17 protein-coding genes are annotated in these 20,579 nt (G+C 72.3%); 12 read left to right on the top strand and 5 right to left on the bottom strand.

Annotated features, from left to right (window positions below; translation table 11 throughout):
* Positions 1-22 precede the first annotated feature (22 nt).
* On the bottom strand, positions 23-2,344 hold the full coding sequence (locus tag ACFVYL_RS08340; RefSeq protein ID WP_389713779.1) for a GTPase-associated protein 1-related protein: 2,322 nt from the start codon (positions 2,342-2,344) through the stop codon (positions 23-25).
* A 406-nt stretch (positions 2,345-2,750) separates the two neighbouring features.
* Here ACFVYL_RS08340 and ACFVYL_RS08335 point away from each other — a divergent pair, with 406 nt between their 5' ends.
* From ACFVYL_RS08335 to ACFVYL_RS08290, 10 genes are all read left to right on the top strand, one after another.
* Positions 2,751-3,527 (top strand): alpha/beta fold hydrolase, encoded by a 777-nt coding sequence (locus tag ACFVYL_RS08335; protein WP_389713778.1) that lies wholly within the window; start codon positions 2,751-2,753, stop codon positions 3,525-3,527.
* Positions 3,524-4,840: a cytochrome P450 gene (locus ACFVYL_RS08330; RefSeq protein WP_389713776.1), complete on the top strand. Its 1,317-nt coding sequence runs from the start codon at positions 3,524-3,526 to the stop codon at positions 4,838-4,840. The genes ACFVYL_RS08335 and ACFVYL_RS08330 overlap by 4 nt, the downstream gene beginning before the upstream one ends.
* A 51-nt stretch (positions 4,841-4,891) precedes the next feature.
* Complete coding sequence (locus ACFVYL_RS08325; RefSeq protein WP_389713775.1) at positions 4,892-6,223, top strand: DUF1266 domain-containing protein; 1,332 nt, start codon at positions 4,892-4,894, stop codon at positions 6,221-6,223.
* A 4-nt stretch (positions 6,224-6,227) separates the two neighbouring features.
* Positions 6,228-6,782 carry a hypothetical protein gene (locus ACFVYL_RS08320; protein ID WP_389713773.1) on the top strand — a complete coding sequence of 185 codons (555 nt, stop codon included), beginning with the start codon at positions 6,228-6,230 and terminating at the stop codon, positions 6,780-6,782.
* A 174-nt stretch (positions 6,783-6,956) separates the two neighbouring features.
* The gene (locus ACFVYL_RS08315; RefSeq protein WP_389713771.1) at positions 6,957-7,997 is read left to right on the top strand and encodes a LacI family DNA-binding transcriptional regulator; all 1,041 of its coding nucleotides are present in this window, start codon (positions 6,957-6,959) and stop codon (positions 7,995-7,997) included.
* Positions 7,994-9,580 (top strand): sugar ABC transporter ATP-binding protein, encoded by a 1,587-nt coding sequence (locus ACFVYL_RS08310; protein WP_389713769.1) that lies wholly within the window; start codon positions 7,994-7,996, stop codon positions 9,578-9,580. The genes ACFVYL_RS08315 and ACFVYL_RS08310 overlap by 4 nt, the downstream gene beginning before the upstream one ends.
* Positions 9,570-11,516, top strand: a complete 1,947-nt coding sequence (locus ACFVYL_RS08305) for a substrate-binding domain-containing protein (protein ID WP_389713768.1) — start codon at positions 9,570-9,572, stop codon at positions 11,514-11,516. Before ACFVYL_RS08310 ends, ACFVYL_RS08305 begins: the two co-directional genes overlap by 11 nt.
* A gap of 70 nt (positions 11,517-11,586) precedes the next feature.
* Positions 11,587-12,510 carry a ribokinase gene (locus tag ACFVYL_RS08300; RefSeq protein WP_389713766.1) on the top strand — a complete coding sequence of 308 codons (924 nt, stop codon included), beginning with the start codon at positions 11,587-11,589 and terminating at the stop codon, positions 12,508-12,510.
* Positions 12,507-12,896, top strand: a complete 390-nt coding sequence (rbsD, locus tag ACFVYL_RS08295; RefSeq protein ID WP_389713765.1) for a D-ribose pyranase — start codon at positions 12,507-12,509, stop codon at positions 12,894-12,896. The genes ACFVYL_RS08300 and rbsD overlap by 4 nt, the downstream gene beginning before the upstream one ends.
* Before the next feature lie 196 nt (positions 12,897-13,092).
* A complete protein-coding gene (locus tag ACFVYL_RS08290) occupies positions 13,093-14,430 on the top strand; it encodes a M28 family metallopeptidase (protein ID WP_389713763.1) in 1,338 nt (445 codons plus the stop codon).
* Between the two features lie 51 nt (positions 14,431-14,481).
* Here ACFVYL_RS08290 and msrB read toward each other — a convergent pair whose 3' ends face one another.
* The 4 genes from msrB to ACFVYL_RS08270 all read right to left on the bottom strand — a co-directional run bounded on the left by msrB (position 14,482) and on the right by ACFVYL_RS08270 (position 17,936).
* Complete coding sequence (gene msrB, locus ACFVYL_RS08285; RefSeq protein WP_389713761.1) at positions 14,482-14,889, bottom strand: peptide-methionine (R)-S-oxide reductase MsrB; 408 nt, start codon at positions 14,887-14,889, stop codon at positions 14,482-14,484.
* 47 nt (positions 14,890-14,936) lie between these two features.
* Complete coding sequence (gene murC / locus ACFVYL_RS08280) at positions 14,937-16,340, bottom strand: UDP-N-acetylmuramate--L-alanine ligase (protein ID WP_389713760.1); 1,404 nt, start codon at positions 16,338-16,340, stop codon at positions 14,937-14,939.
* Between the two features lie 152 nt (positions 16,341-16,492).
* On the bottom strand, positions 16,493-16,957 hold the full coding sequence (locus tag ACFVYL_RS08275; protein ID WP_389713957.1) for an indole-3-glycerol phosphate synthase: 465 nt from the start codon (positions 16,955-16,957) through the stop codon (positions 16,493-16,495).
* Positions 16,958-17,111: 154 nt separating this feature from the next.
* The gene (locus tag ACFVYL_RS08270) at positions 17,112-17,936 is read right to left on the bottom strand and encodes a pyrimidine reductase family protein (protein ID WP_389713758.1); all 825 of its coding nucleotides are present in this window, start codon (positions 17,934-17,936) and stop codon (positions 17,112-17,114) included.
* Between the two features lie 36 nt (positions 17,937-17,972).
* Here ACFVYL_RS08270 and zapE point away from each other — a divergent pair, with 36 nt between their 5' ends.
* Together zapE and ACFVYL_RS08260 are read left to right on the top strand one after the other, a co-directional pair.
* Positions 17,973-19,064: a cell division protein ZapE gene (gene zapE / locus ACFVYL_RS08265; RefSeq protein ID WP_389713757.1), complete on the top strand. Its 1,092-nt coding sequence runs from the start codon at positions 17,973-17,975 to the stop codon at positions 19,062-19,064.
* A gap of 126 nt (positions 19,065-19,190) precedes the next feature.
* The gene (locus tag ACFVYL_RS08260) at positions 19,191-20,552 is read left to right on the top strand and encodes a PhoX family protein (protein ID WP_389713755.1); all 1,362 of its coding nucleotides are present in this window, start codon (positions 19,191-19,193) and stop codon (positions 20,550-20,552) included.
* The last annotated feature ends 27 nt before the right edge of the window (positions 20,553-20,579 follow it).

Genomic DNA, 20,579 nt, shown 5'->3' with positions numbered 1-20,579 from the left:
GGTCCTTTCGTGGGGTGCGGGGTCAGTTCGGTTCCCGGGCCGCCCGGTGCCGCCATGCGGTCCACGCCTGTACGTCCTGGCCCTCCCGCTGGAGGACGGTGGCCACCTGTCCGAGGTGGTGCTCGTCGAGGTGGCCGAGGACGGGTGCGAGGGCCCGGTCGAGGAGCTCCTCGGCGACGGTGCGCCATTCCGGGGTGACGCCGTGCCGCCGGCGCGGCCGCCAGATGTGGTAGTACGCGGCCAACTCGGCCGGTCTGCCGGGGAGTTCACGGATCAACTGCTCACGCCGGTCGGCCTCCAGGGTCTGCGCGCGGTAGGCCCGCAGCAGGTCGGGGCCGGCGGCGACGAGGATCTGCAGCCCGTGCGACTCGCACAGGTCGAGCGGGTTGGCCGCGGCCAGGGCACACCCCACCCGCTCGTCGACGCCCTGCCGCAGCACAGGACCGAGCGGCGACACCTTCCGGCCCAGCTCCTTGAGGAGGCCGACGGAGGACCGGCTCAGGGGCAGCCGCCCCGCGGCGAGGTCCTGGGCGGTGACGAGCAGTTCGGCGGTGTCGCGGTCCTGGGCGCCCAGCTTGCGGTCGTGGCGCATCTCCCGGGCGAATTCGATCAGTTCGATGTCGCAGTGGTCCGGTTCCCTGAGCCAGCCCATGACGCGGCGGCCGAGGTCCGCCTCGACGATCAGGCGTGGCGTGCAGGTACGGGCCACCCAGGGCTGTTCGGCACGGTCCGGCGGCTCGTTGCGCCACACGATGCGCCACAGCAGCCGCAGCGTCGTGACGTCCTCGACCCGCCGGCCGGAGAGGAGCTCGGTGAGCCGTTCGAAGAGTTCGGCGCCCCGCAGGTGGTCCGGGGGCCCGCTCAGGTGCGCGGCGGCCGCGGCGAGGCGGACGGTGAGCGGCGCGTCGTCGATGACGCGCCGCAGCCAGTCGCCCTGCGGGGAGCGGGCGAACGCGATGAGGCGGTCCAGTTTGCGTTCGGTGAAGTCGACGAGGACGAGCCGCAGCACGCGGCGGTTGAAGCCGACGTGGCCGAGCTCCGTCAGGACCTCGACGGCCTGCGCGCAGTCGCGCCGCTCGGGGTACAGGAGGGCGTCCGCGAGCCGGTCCATCGCCTCGGCGAGGCCGGGTCCGCCGTCGGCCCCCACGGCGAGGGCGAGGCGGAGCGGCTCCGTCCAGGTGGCGACGGGCTCGCGGAGGCGGGCGCGCAGGGCGTCGTCTGCGCGCTCGCCGTACTCCTCGCGCAGCTCCCGCCAGGCCTCCTGGCCGAGCGGCAGCCCTTCGAAGGCGGTCAGGTCGGGCAGGGCTCCGCGGCCGCGGGACGCGTCGAGCCGGTGCTTGACGAGGGCGAGGGCGAGGGGGCGCGCCGCCAGGGCGTGGTCGCCGTCGAGGCCGCGGCAGAGCCGGTCGAGTTCGCCGAGGGTGCGCGGGTCGGCCTCGCCCCTGCTCACGGCCTTGGTGAAGGCGTCGATGACGACGCGCAGGGATTCACCGCTCAGTCCGGTGAGTTGGGCGCCGGAGGGGGCGCCCGCTCCTCCTCCGCCGCCCGCCGCCCCTCCTGCTCCTCCGCCGTCCGCCGCCTCTCCGGCCCCTCCCGCTCCTCCTGCGCCCGCCGTCCCTCCGGCCGTGCCCGAGAGGAGCGGGAGGAGCGCGAAGGCGTCCGCCGGGCGGTCCGTGGCGCCGGCCGCGGGGCGCGGCGGGTTCCCGGCGAGCCACCGCTCGGCCGTCAGCCGGGCCCAGGGGTCGAGTTCGGCGGGCGGCGGGCTCTCCGGTCCGCCGGTGCTGTCGTACACGCGGTACAGATACTCCAGCGTCGCGTCGTCGGAGCGGTCGAACTCCGCGTCGGGGCCGATGCCGACGATCTGCTGCGGGGCGCGCCACGGGTCGGTGGTCCAGGTGGTGAACGTCAGCGCAGGGACGTACGCCTCCGGCAGCGAGGCACAGGCGAGCTCGATCCAGCGGGCCACGGCCTCGGCGCCCTCCTCGACGAGGACGATCTGCCGCCCCGCGGGGTCGTCGAAGAGGCGGCGCACATCGGTGAGGAAGGGCGCGACCCGCTCGGCGCGCGCCCTGGCGAACTCCACGAGGAGTTCGCGGTCGGTGTGCGCCTGCGACACGGGGAGTCCGGATTCGACGAACCCGGCCCCGAGTGTTTCCTCGGCGCCCGGCTCCCAGGCGGCGGGGCCCCAGGTGTCGATCGGCCACGCGGGCCCGGGCCCGGGCGTGTCGGCGCTCAGGTGGAGGACCTCCAGGCGCCGGCCCGGGAGGACGGCGCACAGGAGGCGGCCGCCGTCCGGGAGCAGGCTGTAGCTCAGCTCACCGCCCGTGTCCGCGCCCGCTCCCACGCCTGCACCTGCAAACGCGCCAGCACCTGTACCTACACCTGCGACACGCTCGACGATGTCTCCCAACTGGTCTGTCCCGCTGTGCGGTTGCTCTCCGGGGCCGGCCGGATCCGTGCGGATCAGGCGGGGGGCTCCGGTCTCGTCGGGCTCCTGGTCGAGCCGGTAGCTGAGGCGGCGGATGGCCATGCCACATTCTGACCACCCCTGGCACCGGACCGCAGGCCGTCCGGCAAGTTCACCCCCGCCCCGGTGTACGAGGTTCGCACCCGCTGTCGAACGCGGCGGGGCGGACCGGCAAGGGGCGGCACCCCGCGCGCCCTTGCGCGGCACCGGGGTTGGGGACACCGTGGTCACGGCGCCCGCACAGGGCGGGGCCGCCCGGACCCCGTCGGCGATCGGAGCCGCAGTGACCTCCTTCCCGCTCCCCCACACCCTCATCGGCGAGGGCCCGCACAAGGTGTTCGCGGTGCACGGCTGGTTCGCCGACCGCACGGCGTACGAGCCGGTGCTCGCGGACCTCGACAGCGACGCGTTCCAGTACGCGGTGGTGGACCTGCGCGGGTACGGCGAGGCCAAGGACGCCGCAGGCGCGTACAGCACCGGCGAGGGCGCCGCCGACGTCCTCGACCTGGCCGACCGGCTCGGCTGGGAACGGTTCTCGCTCGTCGGCCACTCCATGGGCGGCGCCGTCGCCCAGCGCGTCCTGGCCGCGGCCCCGGGCCGGGTGCGCCGCCTGGTCGGCGTGTCGCCCGTACCCGCTTCGGGACTGCAACTGCCGCCGGACCAATGGGAGTTGTTCGCGTCGGCCGCGCACATCCCGGAGAACCGGCGCGCCATCATCGATATCACCACGGGCGGTGTACGCCCACGGGCCTGGCTCGACCGGATGGTGCGCCGTTCCCTCGCGGTCAGCGACGTGAAGGCCTTTCGCGCCTGGCTGGACTCGTGGGCGGGCGACGACTTCCACACCGAGGTCGACGGCTCGTCCGTCCCCGCGCTCGCCGTCACCGGTGCGCTCGACCCCGCGCTCTCGGCGGACCTGATGCGCGCCACGTGGCTGCGCTCCTACCCGCGGGGAACGCTCGCGGAGCTGTCGGGGGCCGGGCACTACGCGATGGACGAGGTGCCCCTCCAACTCATCAGCACGGTGGAGGACTTCCTGCGCGCGGACGACGGCGCGTGAGCCTGCGCGGCGCGTCGGCGGGCACGCCGCCCGTCCCCGACGTCTTCGACCCCCGGCTGTACGCGGACGGCGTCCCGTACGACCGCTACCGCGTGCTGCGCGACCACCACCCGGTGGCCAGGCAGGAGGAGCCGGAGGTGCTCGGCTGGCCCGCGGGCCCGGGCTTCTGGGCGGTCACCCGGCACGCGGACGTAGTGCGGGTCCTGAAGGACGCGGCGACATACTCCTCGTACCTGGGCGCCACCCAGATCCGCGATCCCGCGCCGGACGACCTGCCGTTCATCCGCCGCATGATGCTCAACCAGGACCCTGCCGCGGCCGCGCGCCACCCGTCGGGCGAGGCGGGCTCCGCCGACCACGGCAGGCTGCGCGGACTGGTCAGCCGCGCGTTCACGCCGCGCCGGATCGAGCGCTTCGAGGCGGCGGCGCGCGAGCGGGCCCGCACGCTCCTCGACGCCGCCGTGGCGCGGGCCCGCGCCGACGACGGCACCTTCGACGTCGTCACCGCCGTCACCGACGACTACGCCCTGCTCAACCTCGCCGACCTGCTCGGCATCCCCGCCACCGACCGCGGCCTGCTCCTTCACTGGACGCAGCGCGTCATCGGCTACCAGGACCTCGAGGAGGCGGCCGCGCCCGTGCTCGGCCCCGACGGCGAGCCGCTGAACCCGCGCTCGCCCGCGATGCTGCGCGACATGTTCGAGTACGCGGGGGCGCTGGCCGCACACAAACGCGCGCACCCGGGCGACGACGTCCTGACGACCCTCGCCGCCGACCCCGAACTCACCGACGGCGAGCTGGAGATGTTCTTCTTCCTCCTCACCGTCGCGGGCAACGACACCGTGCGCGGCGCCGCGCCCGGCGGCCTGCTCGCGCTCGCGCAGAGTCCGCGCGAGTACGAGCGGCTGCGCACCGGAGCGGTCCCCGCCGCTACCGCCGTGGAGGAACTGCTGCGCAGGCACCCCCCGGTGCTCAGCTTCCGGCGCACCGCGACCCGCGACACCGAGCTGGCCGGGACGCGCATCGCGGCCGGGGACAAGGTCGTCGTCTTCCACGCGTCCGCCCACGACGACGAGCGCGTCTTCACCGCCCCGCACCGCCTCGACCTGTCGCGCTCGCCCAACCCGCACGTGGCGTTCGGCGACGGCCCGCACGTCTGCCTGGGCGCGCACTTCGCCCGGCTCCAACTGCGGGTGTTCTACGAGGAGGTGGCGCGCGCCCTGCCGGTCCTGCGGCTCGCGGCGCCCCCGCGGCGGCTCGTCTCGCACTTCATCAACGGGCTGAAGTCGGTACGCGTCGAGGCGCCCGGGTAGAGTGCAAGATCGCGAAATCCGGCGCGGGTGCCCGAGCGGAGAACCAGGTCCATGCACGACGAGTCCCACGACGCGTTTCACGACGAGTTCCATGAAGAGTTCCATGACGACGTCTTTCCCGACTTCCCCGCGCCACAGGACGGCAGCCCCTGGCAGGCGCCCGCCGACCTCGAACAGCACCTGTACGAGCTGTGCCAGGAGGACGACGCCTACGGCTATCTGCGGGCGATAGCCGTCGAGGGCCTGTACCGCCCGGTGTCGCTCCACAGCCCCGATGGCTCCGATAGCTCCGAACGCGACGCCACCGCGAGCGAGTTGCTCACCATCGACCTGCCGGACGGCAGAAAGGTGGCGCAGGTCTACACGGCGGGCGTGCTCCCGCGCCCGCACCCCGCCGTCGCCTACGAGTACGTCACCCTCGACTCGCTCGCCGCGGGCTGCCCCGACGACGTCGACCTGCTCGTCGTGAACGCGGCGACGCCGTGCCAGCAGTTCTATGCGACGACCGACGACGAGCGAGAGGTCTGGTCGGACCTGCACGCCTCGTACCACCGCCCCGGCAACCTCACCGACCGCATCGACACCCGCCGCACGGGGGCACCCGCGCCCGGCAGCCCGCTCCTGCACGGCCTGGCCTGCGGCGCGCACCTGTGCTTCGCCAACGGCGACGCCTGGAACACCGTCGACTGGCACGGCGCGGGCCACCACAACGAGATCGGCCGGCTCGCGGAGTGGTGGGGCGTGCACGACCGCGACGACTGGCTGTCCCTGCAGGAGCGGCTGCTCACTCGTGACGTCAGCCCCTGGTACTGGGACTTCGTCCTCGACGCCCGCGCGGGGCTGACACGGCGCGTCGGCCCCCGCGTGGACGCGGAGCAGTGGCGCGACGAGGTCGAGATGGCGCTCCGGCACCGCGTGGTGGAGACCTCGGGCGCCACCGCGCCGCACCGCCCGGGCGAGGACGCCGAACTGGACCATTTCGTGGCGCACCTGCGCGCCCTGGTCGGCAAGGTGATCCGCTACGAGGCCCGCTTCCGCGCCGACGGACTGCTGCCGCCCGACGGCGACGTCACCACGGTCGCGGCGTGGGACATCGGCCGCGCCTCGAAGATGGCCCGCTGGGGAGCGGGCGCCCGCTACGCCACCCGCGCGGAGATGTTCAAGGCCCTGGAACGCGCCTCCGAGGCCGCACGGTCCGCGTACACCTCCTGGGAGACGTTCTCGGCGGGCTACGTCCTGGGCCGCTGCCTCCACTTCGACGAGGAATCCTTCGGCCCCTGGTACACGGACGTACTCCGCGCCCACCGGGCCCTGACGACGGACCCGGACAGCCCTTGGCTGACGGTGGAGTTCCAGGGGGTCAGGTCTCCCGAGGAGAGGTGAAGCGATGACCTTGCGTTCCGATGTGGCCGAGTTGCTGGCGGGGGCCGGGATCCTCGACGTGGACATCGACGACGCCGTCGCGGACGAGCACGTCCGGTCGTCCGCGTACCAGCGCGTCGTCCTGGTGACCGCCTCCTCGCGGAGCCGCGACCGGGACCGCGCGGTCGTGGCCACGATCCTGCGCGACCCCCACGAGACGGGGTCCAAGACGGCGGTGGTCGCGCTCGTGGACAGGATCGCGATGAAGGCGACCGGTCCCGCCGGGTTCCGGCAGTGGTCGGCCGGACTGCTGCCGGAGATCGACCGGCTCAAGACGGCGGCGTTCCGCGCGTTCATCCGCCGCCGCATCCACGACTGGCTGTTCCGTCTGTCCATCGAGGACGGTCACGTGCCGACACCGGCCGAGTTGGCGGAGGTCACGGACTGGATGCAGCGCTCCCTCGCCGAGGGGTCCACGTCACCGGCGGTACTCGCCCTGCTCTCCGAGTCGGCCCACACCAGGAAGACCCGGAACATCGCCAGGAACCGAGCCCGAAGCCGCAAGCTGAGCACGCAGTGAGCCGGTGGCCGTTCCTGCGGGACAACACGTGCGGGGCGAAGGCGACGTAGGCCCGGCCTCCCTCCCCGCCGCCACATCACGATCGGATCTCACGCCTCTGCCACCCCTTGTCAGGCCCCTGTGTAATCGTTTCCAATCCTTCGTGTAATCGATTCCACAAGGAGGTGGACCGAGATGGCTCCGAGTTCGGCGAGCATCAAGGACGTCGCGGCCGAGGCCGGTGTGTCCGTTGCCACCGTGTCGCGGGTGCTGAACGAGCACCCCTCCGTGAGCCCCGCCTCCCGCGCCCGGGTGCTCGCCGCCGTCCAGGCGCTCGGCTACCGGCCCAACGCCGTCGCCCGGTCCCTGCGCACCGACCAGACCCGGACCCTCGGGCTCGTCATCAGCGACGTGCTCAACCCGTACTTCACCGAGCTGGCCCGCTCCGTCGAGGAGGCCGCCCGCGCGCTCGGCTACAGCGTGATCATCGGCAACGCCGACGAGCGGCCCGAGCTGCAGGACCACCACGTACGGACCCTGCTCGACCGGCGCATCGACGGCCTGCTCGTGTCCCCCACCGACGGCGGCTCGCCGCTCATGCTCGACGCCGTCCGCGCCGGCACCCCGATGGTCTTCGTGGACCGGTGGATCCCCGGCGTCGACGTCCCCGTGGTCCGCTCCGACGGGCGCGGGGCCGTCCGCGACCTCGTCGCCCACCTGCACGGACTCGGCCACCGCAAGCTCGCCATCATCGCGGGCCCGGCCGCCACCACCACCGGCAGCGAGCGCGTCGAGGCCTTCCGGGACGCGCTGCGCGAGCACGGCACCGCGCTGCCCGAGGCCTACATCGGACAGGGCGACTTCCAGGCCGACAGCGGACGGCGCGCCACGATGCGCTTCCTCGCCCTGCCCGAGCCGCCCGACGTCGTCTTCGCCGCCGACAACCTGATGGCGCTCGGCGCCCTCGACGCGATCCGCGCCCACGGCCTGCGCGTCCCGCACGACATCGGGCTCGCGGCCTTCGACGACATCCCGTGGTTCGTGCACACCGACCCGCCGGTCACCACCATCGCCCAGCCCACCGCCGACCTCGGCCGCGCCGCCGTCCAGGCACTGATCGACCTGATCGAGGGCAGGCGCCCGCAGTCCGTGACCCTGCCCGCCCGCCTCGTCGTCCGCCGTTCCTGCGGCGAGGGCGCCGGCGAGGACACTCCCGTACGAAGGAGCAACCCGTGAGCGACCACGACGAGTTGCCGCGCAGCCAGGACGAGCTGCTGCGCATCGAAGGCATCCGCAAGACGTTCCCCGGCGTCGTCGCGCTCGACTCCGTCGACTTCGAACTGCGCCGCGGCGAGGTGCACGTCCTGCTCGGCGAGAACGGCGCGGGCAAGAGCACCCTCATCAAGATGCTCTCCGGCGCCTACCGCCCCGACAGCGGACGAGTCCTCGCCGAGGGCCGCGAAGTGCGCATCCACGGCGCGCAGGACGCCGAGCGGCTCGGCATCGCCACCATCTACCAGGAGTTCAACCTCGTCCCCGACCTGACCGTCGCCGAGAACATCTTCCTGGGGCGCCAGCCGCGCCGCTTCGGTCTCGTCGACCGGAAGAAGATGGAGGCCGACGCCGAGGAGCTGCTCCAGCGGGTCGGCGTGCGGGTGTCGCCGCGCACCAAGGTCCGCGAACTGGGCATCGCCCGGCTGCAGATGGTCGAGATCGCCAAGGCGCTGAGCCTGGACGCGCGGGTGCTCATCATGGACGAGCCCACCGCCGTCCTCACCTCCGAGGAGGTCGACAAGCTCTTCCGGATCGTGCGCACGCTGCGCGAGGACGGCGTCGGCATCGTGTTCATCACCCACCACCTCGAAGAGATCGCCGCGCTCGGCGACCGCGTCACCGTCCTGCGCGACGGCCGCAGCGTCGCCCAGGTGCCCGCCTCGACGGACGAGGACGAGCTCGTCCGCCTGATGGTGGGGCGCAGCATCGAGCAGCAGTATCCGCGCGAACGCCCGGACACCGGGCCCCCGTTGCTCCGGGTCGAGGGACTCACCCGTGACGGCGCCTTCCACGACGTCGGCTTCGAGGTGCGGGCCGGCGAGGTCGTCGGTCTGGCGGGGCTCGTGGGCGCGGGCCGGACCGAGGTGGCGCGGGCCGTCTTCGGCGCCGATCCGTACGACGGGGGCACCGTCGACGTACACGGCGAGCGGCTGCCACGGCACGACGTGAACGCGGCGATGGCCGCGGGCGTCGGCCTGGTCCCCGAGGACCGCAAGGGGCAGGGGCTCGTCCTGGACGCGTCCGTGCAGGAGAACCTCGGCCTGGTGACGCTGCGTTCGGCGACGCGCGCCGGGCTCGTGGACCTGAAGGGGCAGCAGCGGGCGGCGGCCCGGATCGCCGAGCAGCTCGGGGTGCGCATGGCCGGGCTCGGCCAGCACGTCCGCACCCTCTCCGGCGGCAACCAGCAGAAGGTCGTCATCGGCAAATGGCTGCTTGCCGACACCAAGGTGCTCATCCTCGACGAGCCGACGCGCGGCATCGACGTGGGCGCGAAGGTCGAGATCTACCAGCTGATCAACGAGCTGACGGCCGCCGGGCACGCGGTCCTGATGATCTCCAGCGATCTGCCGGAGGTGCTCGGCATGAGCGACCGGGTCCTCGTCATGGCGCAGGGCCGGATCGCCGGCGAGCTCACGGCCGAGGAGGCCACCCAGGACGCGGTGATGGCGCTCGCCGTCAGCAGCACCCCGGTACAGGCAGCAACGGAAGCACCAGCAGCACCGAACGCGAAAGACACGACAGCGGAGGGCACCCGTGGCCACTGAAACCCTGAAGCGCGACGCGGGTGGCGCACCGACGCTCCGCCGCGTCCTGCTCGACAACGGCGCGCTCAGCGCACTGATCGTCCTGGTCGTGGCGATGTCGCTGCTCTCCGGCGACTTCCTCACCACGCAGAACCTGCTCAACGTCGGCGTGCAGGCCGCGGTGACCGCGATCCTGGCGTTCGGCGTCACCTTCGTGATCGTCTCGGCGGGCATCGACCTGTCGGTCGGCTCGGTGGCCGCCCTTTCGGCCACCGTCCTTGCCTGGACGGCGACTTCGCAGGGGCTGCCGGTGTGGCTCGCGGCCGTCCTCGCCGTCGCCACCGGCATGGCCTGCGGGTTCGTCAACGGCCTGCTCGTCTCGTACGGGAAGCTCCCGTCGTTCATCGCGACGCTCGCGATGCTGTCGGTGGCCCGCGGCCTCTCCCTGGTGATCTCGCAGGGCAGCCCGATCGCGTTTCCCGACTCGGTCTCCCACCTCGGTGACACCGTCGGCGGCTGGCTGCCCGTCCCGGTGATCGTGATGGTCGTGATGGGTCTGGTGACGGCGGTCGTCCTCGGGCGCACGTTCATCGGCCGCTCCATGTACGCGATCGGCGGCAACGAAGAGGCGGCGCGCCTGTCCGGGCTGCGCGTCAAGCGCCAGAAGATCGTGATCTACGCGCTCTCCGGCCTCTTCGCCGCCGTCGCGGGCATCGTGCTCGCCTCCCGCCTGGTCTCCGCGCAGCCGCAGGCCGCGCAGGGCTACGAGCTCGACGCCATCGCCGCGGTCGTCATCGGCGGCGCGAGCCTGGCGGGCGGGGTCGGCAAGGCCTCCGGCACGCTGATCGGCGCGCTGATCCTCGCGGTGCTGCGCAACGGCCTCAACCTCCTCTCCGTGTCGGCCTTCTGGCAGCAGGTCGTGATCGGTGTCGTCATCGCGCTCGCGGTCCTCCTTGACACGCTGCGGCGCAAGGCGGGCGCGACGCCCGGGGCCTCGTCGGGCGCCTCCGGGGGCGTGCGGGGCAAGGGGCCGCAAGCGGTGAAGTACGCGGTCGCCGCCGTGGTGGTGGCGGCGGTCGTCGGCGCGGTCTCCTTCTTCAACTCGGGCTCGTCCGGCACCTCGACGAAGGTCGGCATGTCGCTGTCCACGCTCAACAACCCCTTCTTCGTCCAGATGAAGGAGGGCGCGCAGGCCGAGGCCGAGAAGGCGGGCATCGATCTGACGGTCACCGACGCGCAGAACGACGCCTCGCAGCAGAGCAACCAGCTGCAGAACTTCACCGGCGAAGGCGTGAAGTCGATCATCGTGAACCCGGTGGACTCCGACGCGGCGGGACCCGCCGTGCGCGGCGCCAACAAGCAGGACATCCCGGTGATCGCGGCGGACCGCGGGGTGAACAAGGCGAAGACCGCGACGCTGGTCGCCTCCGACAACGTCGCGGGCGGCAGGCTGGCGGCGAAGACGCTGGCCGAGAAGCTCGGCGGCAAGGGCAAGGTCGTCGTCCTGCAGGGCACGCCGGGCACCTCCGCGAGCCGCGAGCGCGGGCAGGGCTTCGCCGAGGGCATCAAGGCGTACCCCGGGATCGACGTCGTCGCCCGGCAGCCCGCGGACTTCGACCGCACCAAGGGCCTGGACGTCATGACGAACCTGCTCCAGTCCCACAAGGGCGTGAACGGCGTCTTCGCCGAGAACGACGAGATGGCGCTCGGCGCGGTCAAGGCGCTCGGCGACAAGGCGGGCAGGTCCGTGCCGGTGGTCGGCTTCGACGGCACCCCCGACGGTCTCAAGGCGGTCGAGGCGGGCACGCTGTACGCGTCCGTGGCGCAGCAGCCGGCCGAGCTCGGGAAGATCGCGGTGCGCAACGCGGTGCGGGCCTCGCAGGGCAAGAAGGTCCAGGAGACGGTGAAGGTGCCGGTGAAGGTCGTCACGTCGAAGAACGTGAAGGACTTCTCATGAGCCCGACCGAGGGCGGCTCCGAGTACCGTCACCACTGCACCTCATCGCACGAAAGCAGGAACAAGCACACATGAACGACGACTACGAGCTCCTTGTCGTGGGTTCCGCCAACGCGGATCTGGTGATCGGCGTGGAGCGGCGCCCCGCGCCCGGCGAGACGGTCCTCGGCTCCGACCTGGCCGTCCACCCGGGCGGCAAGGGCGGCAACCAGGCGGTCGCCGCCGCCCGCCTCGGCGCCCGTGCCGCGCTGCTCGCCCGGGTCGGCGACGACGCCCACGGCACCCTCCTCCTGGACGCACAGCGCGCCGCGGGCGTGGACACCGTCGGCGTCCTTGTGGGCGGCGCGCCCACCGGCGTCGCGCTGATCACGGTCGACCCGTCGGGCGACAACAGCATCGTGGTCTCCCCCGGCGCCAACGCGCGCCTCACCCCCGAGGACATCCGCGCGGCGGGCAGCCTGCTCGCGTCGGCCCGGGTGGTCTCCAGCCAGCTGGAGATCCCCCTAGACACGGTCGCCGAGGTCGTCCGCGCGCTGCGCCCCGGCGCCCGCTTCGTCCTGAACCCCTCGCCGCCGGCCCCGCTGCCCGACGAGGTCCTGGCCGCCTGCGACCCGCTGGTGGTCAACGAGCACGAGGCCCGCGTCATCCTCGGCGACGACGCGGGCGACTCCCCAAAGGAGTGGGCGCGCGGGCTGCTCGCGCTCGGCCCCCGCTCGGTGGTGATCACGCTGGGCGCCGAGGGCGCGCTCACCGCGGACGACTCCGACGCCGTACGGGTGCCGAGCCCGAAGGTCGACGCGGTGGACACGACGGGCGCGGGCGACGCCTTCACCGCGGCGCTCGGCTGGCGTCTCGGCCTCGGCGAGGACCTGCCGACGGCGGCCGCGTACGCGGTGCGGGTGGGTGCGGCCGCGGTCACCCGCAAGGGGGCGCAGGACTCCTACCCGACGGCCTCCGAGCTCGCGGCGACCGCCCCGGAGGTTCCGTCGCCGTGAGGAAGTCGGGCATCCTGAACCGCCATCTCGCGGGTGCGCTCGCGGAGTTGGGGCACGGCCACACCGTGCTCGTCTGCGACGCGGGCATGCCGGTCCCGGCGGGGCCGCGCGTGGTGGACCTGGCGTTCCGCGCCGGGGTCCCCTCGTTCGCGGAGGTCCTCGACGGGCTCCTGGCCGAGCTGGTGGTGGAGGGCGGCACGGCGGCGGACGAGGTGCGGGCGGCGAATCCGGCGGCGGCGCGGCTGCTGCGGGAGAGCCTGCCCGCGCTCGACCTCGTCCCTCACGAAGAACTCAAGCGCCGCTCGGCCGACGCCCGCCTGGTGGTCAGGACCGGTGAGGCGCGGCCGTACGCGAATGTGCTGCTGAGGTGCGGAGTCTTCTTCTGACGCGGCACGGCCGCCGAAGAGCCGTCCGCTATCCGAACGCGCCTGACCGCATTGAGACCGGTTCCCCCTCTTGACTCGCGGTCGTCCCGCCCTCAACATCAGGCAACGCACAGCTCCAAAGGCGCCCCGCGGCACCCGCGTCGCAGGGCGCCTCGCACGTTCCGTCCCTCTCGCTGTTCGGAATACGGAGCCCCACATGAAACTCTCCAGACCCGCCCTGCCCCGCTCTCTCAGACGGGCCGGCGCCGGCGTGGCCGTGCTCGCCGCGGCCGGCCTCATCGCCACCGCCGCACCCACGGCCCTCGCCTCGCCCGCCGCCCCTTCGCCCACGCTGGCGGCGCCCGACATCCCGCTCGCCAACGTCAAGGCGCACCTCTCCCAGCTCCAGTCCATAGCCTCGGCCAACGGCGGCAACCGCGCCCACGGTCGCCCCGGCTACAAGGCCTCCCTCGACTACGTGAAGGGCAAGCTGGACGCGGCCGGATTCACCACCCGCATCCAGCAGTTCACGTCCAGCGGCGCCACCGGCTACAACCTGATAGCCGACTGGCCGGGCGGCGACGAGAGCAAGGTCCTGATGGCAGGATCGCACCTCGACAGCGTCTCGGCGGGCCCCGGCATCAACGACAACGGCTCGGGCTCGGCCGGCATCCTGGAGACCGCGCTCGCCGTCTCCCGCGCCCAGCTCAAACCGGCCAAGCACCTGCGGTTCGCCTGGTGGGGCGCCGAGGAGCTGGGCATGGTCGGCTCCCGGTACTACGTCAACAACCTGCCGTCCACGGACCGTTCGAAGATCAGCGGCTATCTGAACTTCGACATGATCGCCTCCCCGAACCCCGGTTACTTCGTCTACGACGACGACCCCACCATCGAGAAGACGTTCAAGGACTACTACGCGGGCCTGAACGTCCCCACTGAGATCGAGACCGAGGGCGACGGCCGCTCCGACCACGCGCCGTTCGACAGCGCGGGCATCCCGGTCGGCGGCCTGTTCTCCGGCGCCGAGCGCACCAAGTCCAGTGCGCAGGCACAGAAGTGGGGCGGCACGGCGGGCCAGGCCTTCGACCGCTGCTACCACGCGTCGTGCGACACCTCGTCGAACATCAACGACACCGCCCTCGACCGCAACAGCGACGCCATCGCCCACGCGATCTGGACCCTCGGCGCGGGCACCACGGTCCCGCCCGGCGACGTGTACGAGAACACCACGGACGTCGCCATCCCGGACAACGGCGCCGCGGTGACCTCGACGGTGAACGTGACCGGCCGCACCGGCAACGCCCCCGCCACCCTCAAGGTGGACGTCGACATCCGCCACACCTGGCGCGGCGACGTGGTCGTCGACCTGCTCGCGCCCGACGGCACGGCGTACCGCCTGAAGAACTCCAGCGGCAACGACTCGGCGGACGACGTGATCGCGACCTACCCGGTCGACGCGTCCAGCGAAACGGCCAACGGCGCCTGGAAGCTCCGCGTCCAGGACGTGGCGGCGCAGGACACGGGGTACATCAACAGCTGGAAGCTGACCTTCTGACGCACCGCGGCGCCGGGCGGCACGGAATGCCGCCCGGCGCCCCGGAGTGACTCAGTCCTCGTCCGCCGCCAGCCGCAGCGAAATGCTGTTGATGCAGTACCGCTGGTCCGTCGGGGTGGGGTAGCCCTCGCCCTCGAAGACGTGACCCAGGTGCGAGCCGCAGCGGGCGCAGCGGACCTCGGTGCGGACCATGCCGTGCGAGGCGTCCTCGACCAGTTCGACCGCGTCCGTGTCCTTCGGGTCGAAGAAGCTCGGCCAGCCGCAGTGCGACTCGAACTTCTCCGACGAGGTGAACAGCTCCGCGCCGCACGCGCGGCAGGAGTAGACGCCCTTGGTCTTGGTGTCCGTGTACTCACCGACGAAGGCCGGTTCCGTGCCGGCCTGGCGCAGCACCGCGTACTCCGAGGGGGTCAGCTCCGCGCGCCACTGCTCGTCCGGCTTCTCGACGTCGTACGACATGGGTGACATCCCCTTTACTTCTACTTCGAGTACTTCGAATGCTTCGGCTACTTCGACAGCTCGGCCAGGATCTGCGGGCCGAGGTCCGTGACGTCGCCCGCTCCCATGGTGAGAACGAGATCGCCGGGCTTCGCCATTCCCGCGACCGCCCGTACGGCCTCCGCCTTGTCGGACACGGCGGTCACCTCGGCGCCGGCCTCCCGTGCGGCATCGATGATCAGGGCGCTGGTGACGCCGGGGACCGGGTCCTCGCGGGCCGGGTAGATGTCGAGGACCACGGAGGAGTCGGCGAGGGCCAGGGCCTGGCCCATCTCGGTGCCCAGCTCCTGGGTGCGCGAGAAGAGGTGCGGCTGGAAGAGGACCAGGATGCGCGCGTCGCCCGCGGCGGAGCGCATCGCCTCCAGGTCGGCCGTCATCTCGGTGGGGTGGTGCGCGTAGGAGTCGATGACCTGGACGCCCGCGGCCTCGCCCTTGAGCTGGAGGCGGCGCTTGACGCCCGTGTACGACTTGAGCGCGGCGGCCAGGTTCCGGGACGGGATGCCGAGCGCGATGCCCGCCGCGAGCGCCGCGACGGCGTTGTTCGCGTAGTGGCGGCCGGGCACCGAGACCTGGAAGGTGAGGAACTTGCCGTCAAGGACGACCGTGACCTCGCTGGTGAGACCCCGTGCGGTGATCTTGTGGATGCGCAGGTCGGCGGTGTCGGACTCGCCGTACGTGACGACCTTGAGCTGCCCCAGGTCGCGCACGCGCTTCGTCAGCTCCACGGCGCCCGGCTGGTCCGCCGAGATGACCAGGGTGCCGCCCGGGACGACCTTGCCCGCGAAGATCTCGAAGGATTCGTAGATCTCCTCCATCGACGCGTAGTTGGCGTGGTGGTCGAGCTCCACGTTGAGGACGATGGCGACCTCGGGCGTGTACTTGTGGAAGCTGCGGTCGCTCTCGTCCGCCTCGGCGACGAAGATGTCGCCCTCGCCGTGCAGCGCGTTCGTGCCGGGCGCGTCCAGGTCGCCGCCGATCGCGTACGACGGGTCGAGGCCGAGGGCGGAGAGGGTGACGGCCAGCATCGAGGTCGTCGTGGTCTTGCCGTGCGTACCCGCGACGGCGATCGGGCGCAGGCCGTCCATCAGGGAGGCCAGGGCGTCCGAACGGTGCACGACGGGGATGCCGAGCTCAGTGGCGCGGGCCAGCTCGGGGTTGTCGGCGCGGATCGCCGAGGAGACGACGACGCAGGTCGCGTCGGTGGCCAGATGCGCGGCGTCGTGGCCGATGTGGACCGTGACACCGAGCGCGCGCAGCGCCTCGGCGGTGGCGGACTCCCGGGCGTCGCTGCCCGCGACCTTGGCGCCGCGCTGGGCCAGGATCTTCGCGATGCCCGACATTCCGGCGCCGCCGATGCCGATGAAGTGCGGTCGGTCCATGTCGGCCATGGACTGGGGCAGGCCGGGTGCCATGCGTGTGTCTCCCCTGGTGTTACGACTGGTGTGACGACTGGTGTTTACGACGACTGAGCAGGCCCCAGCCTATGGCCTCCCGCGGCGCACGACGTCCGAGGCGCCAGGCCCCGCACCCGGCCCGGCTCCCGGCCCCGCCCCCGGCCGCCCGCCTACGCCTCGTCCGCGAGGCTGTGCGAGAAGAGCTTGAGGACCGGCACGCCCACCTTGTGGCGCGCCCGCGAGGCCCAGTCCCGGTGGAAGAACTCCTCCACGTAGTGCGGGTCGGTCAGGACGATCACCTCGTCGGCTCCGGCCTCGTCGACCAGGGTCTTGAGGGCATCCAGTGGATGGTTCTCGATGAGCCGTCCCTGGGCCGCGCAGCCCGCCGCGCGCAGGGCCGTCAGCGAGACCTGCAGCGCCTGCTCGCCCGGTCCGGTGGCCTCGTGCCCCTCCGGGGTCTCGCCCTCGCGCGCCGCCTCGTCCAGTTCGCCGAGTGCGACGTCGTCGATGGCCCGCAGCAGGCGATCCGCCTGGTCGCCCCTCGGCTGGAGCAGCACGTGGAAGGCGACCGTCTCGTCTCCGTGCAAGGTGGTGACGAACTCAACGTCGGCGGACGTCAGGGCCTTCTCGATCATCAATACGCTAGTGAACACGCCAGGCGCCCTTCTCATCCGTGGGCCCCGCGTCCTGAGGCCCTTGCGGAAACCATCCTGCCCCGTGGCCGCACGGGGTCTGCGAGATCTAGTGTGCCCGGCCGAAGCCAAACGGAACGGCTGATTCCGCTGATTGTCAGGTACGACGGTACCGAGTGAAGAGGAACCCGGCCTCCTCCAGTACGGACGTCAGTACGAATCGCTCCGGCACCGCCAGCGCGGACCCGCCCGCGATCCGCTGCGCGTCCCCCGCTGTGAGCATCGGCGACACCGTCAGACAGAGCTCGTCCAGCGCCCCCGCGGCCACGAACTGGCCGAGCAGCCGGGGACCGCCCTCCGTGAGCAGCCGGGTGAGGCCCCGCTCGGCCAGGGCGGGCGCCACCCGCTCCGGCTCCACGGTCGCGCCCTCCCCGGCGAGCACCACGACGGCGCCCGCCTTCTCCGCCGCGGCGATCCGGTCGGCGGGCGCGGCGGCCCCGGTGACCAGGAGCGTGGGCGTCAGGGGCGCGGTGAAGAGCGGAAGCGAGAAGTCCAGGTCGAGGCCCGCACTGACGACCGCGACGGCGGGCGCCGGTGCCTGTCCGGCCGCCGCCCTGCGCCCTTCGAAGGCGGCGCGCGCCTTCGCCGGGCGGTAGCCCTCCTTGCGGACGGTCTCGGCGCCCACGACCACGACGTCGGCGAGGGCCCGCAGGGCGCCGAAGATCCGCATGTCGGTGTCGCCGGAGATCGGGTGGGAGCGGCCGTCGTGGTGGGCCGCGCCGTCGAGGGTGGACACCATGTTGGCGCGCAGCCAGGTCGCCTCCCCCTCGGGATAGGCGTAGGCCTCCGCCAGCTCGTCGAGTCCCCACTCGCGGTCGGCCGTCTCATCCGTCCGGGGTCGCGTCCGGTCAGGTGTCCGGTCCTCGGCCCGGGGGTGCGTCCGGTCGGCTGTCTGGTCGGTCACAGGGAACAGGCGTCGCATATCCGCAGTCTTGCACGCCCCTTAAGCTGGGGAACCGTGTCGTCCTCCACCGCCGCCCACGGGCACCGTCCGATAGCCGATGTGGCTCCGCTGGCCCTCTGCGCCCGCGAGCCGCATGTCCCCGCCGACCGCCTGGTCGCCGAGATGGTGCCGCCGCCGCGCTTCGACTCGGTGCGCTTCGATACGTACATTCCGGACCCCGGTCAGCCCAGCCAGACCGAGGCCGTCCGGGTCCTGAGCGGCTTCGCGGCGGGGCTCGGCGGGGCGCACGCCTCCGGGTCCGGCAAGAAGCGGTGGTTCCAGAAGAAGGCCGCCGCCCCCTCGGGTCCGCGCGGCATCTACCTCGACGGCGGGTACGGCGTCGGCAAGACCCACCTCCTCGCCTCCCTCTGGCACGCCGCGCCCGCGGCGCCCGAGCAGAAGGCGTTCGGCACCTTCGTCGAGCTCACGAACCTGGTCGGCGCGCTCGGCTTCCAGCAGACCGTGCGCACTCTCAGTGATCACCGGCTGCTCTGCATCGACGAGTTCGAACTCGACGATCCGGGTGACACGGTGCTCGTGTCGTCCCTGCTCAGCAAGGTCGTCGAGCAGGGCGTCGCCCTCGCCGCGACCTCGAACACGCTGCCGGGCAAGCTCGGTGAGGGCCGGTTCGCGGCCACCGACTTCCTGCGCGAGATCCAGGGCCTGTCCGCCCACTTCAAGGCGCTGCGCATCGACGGTGAGGACTACCGCCACCGCGGCCTGCCGGAGGCTCCCGCGCCGTACTCGGAGGAGCAGGTCACCAAGGCGGCGTACGCGACCGACGGTGCCTCGCTCGACGACTTCCCGCACCTGCTCGCGCACCTCTCCAAGGTCCACCCCAGCCGGTACGGCGCGCTGACCGACGACCTCACCGCCGTCTGCCTCACCGATGTGACGCCCGTGCCGGACCAGTCGACCGCGCTGCGTCTTGTGGTGCTCGCCGACCGGCTGTACGACCGAGAGGTACCGGTACTCGCCTCCGGTGTGCCCTTCGACCGGCTCTTCAGTGAGGACATGCTGAACGGCGGATACCGGAAGAAGTACTTCCGCGCCATCTCCCGGCTCACGGCGCTCGCCCGGGACGCCAAGGGGCTCGTGGACACGTAGTCCCCGTAACGAGGGAGCACCACGCAGGACGCGCAAACGGAAGCTACGCGCGTGGTTCCCGTGCACCAAGGCGCGTGGTACACACATCCGGTCACATTCCTGTCCGCCAGCAGGAGGTTGCCCATCATGTCTGCCACTCGACGTCAGGTTCTCGCCCGCTCCGGTGCGCTGGGCGCGGGAATCGCCTTCACCGGCGCTCTGTCAGAACTCTTCGCGGGCACCGCCGCCGCGCACGGGAAGGCCGGATACGGTCCCCTCGTCCCCGACCCCGATGGCCTGCTCGACCTCCCCAAGGGGTTCCGCTACAAGGTCCTCTCGCGCGAGGGCGACGACCTCCGCTCCGGCGAGGGCAAGGTCCCCAGCAACCACGACGGCATGGCCGCCTTCCGGGGGCGGAACGGCGGCGTCCACCTCGTGCGCAACCACGAGAACCGCGTCACCGGCAAGATCGGCGTGCCGACCGTCGAAGGACTCACATACGACCCGATGGGCAAGGGCGGCTGTACGGCGCTCTCGCTCGACCGGAGAAACAACGTCCTGGGCGAGCGCGTCGCGATCGCCGGGACGGCCGTGAACTGCGCGGGCGGACCCACCCCCTGGGGCACCTGGCTGACCTGCGAGGAGACCGAGGACAAGGCCGGTACGAACGGCTACACCAAGGACCACGGCTTCATCTTCGAGGTCGACCCGGTGGACCCGCACCGCACCGGTGCCGTGCCCCTCACCGCGATGGGCCGCTTCCAGCACGAGGCGGTCGCGGTCGACCCCCGGCACGGCGTCGTCTACGAGACCGAGGACGCGTTCGACAAGCCCTTCGGCCTGTTCTACCGCTTCCTGCCCAAGAAGCCCGAGGGCGGCCGCGGCTCCCTGCGCGCGGGCGGCAGGCTGCAGGCGATGCGGGTGCCGGGCGTGCCGGACCTGTCGTCGATTAAGGAGACGGGCGCGGCCTTCGAGAACATCGAGTGGGTCGACGTCCCCGACCCGCTCGCCACCCGGACCGCCATCCGCTTCCAGGACTTCGGCAAGAAGGGCATCACGCACGCGCAGAAGCTGGAGGGCTGCTACTGGGGCGGCTCGTCCGTCTACTTCGTCTCGTCCTTCGCCCACCGCGCCGCGGGTTCCGCGGGTGACCACTTCGGCCAGATCTGGCGGTACGACCCGGCCCGGCGCCGCCTCACCCTGGTGATCGTCTTCGGCCCCGACACCGACATCCAGCTGCCCGGCGAGTCCCCGGACAACATCTGCCTCGCCCCCACCGGCGGCCTGATGGTGTGCGAGGACGGCGGCGGCGTCCAGCACGTGTACGGCCTCACCCGCGGCGGTGAGGTCTATCCGATGGCCCGCGGCCGGCAGAACATCGGCACCCCGCAGGAGCCCGAGTGGGGCGAGTTCGCGGGCGTCACGTTCTCGCCGGACCACGCCACGATGTACGTGAACTGCTACACGCCCGGCACCACGTTCGCGGTGACGGGCCCCTGGCACAAGTAGCGCCCCACGGGCCATGTCCGCGGAGTG

This window comes from Streptomyces sp. NPDC058308, from assembly GCF_042880275.1.
GTDB lineage: Bacteria > Actinomycetota > Actinomycetes > Streptomycetales > Streptomycetaceae > Streptomyces.
This window is presented reverse-complemented; position numbering and strand designations above follow the sequence as displayed.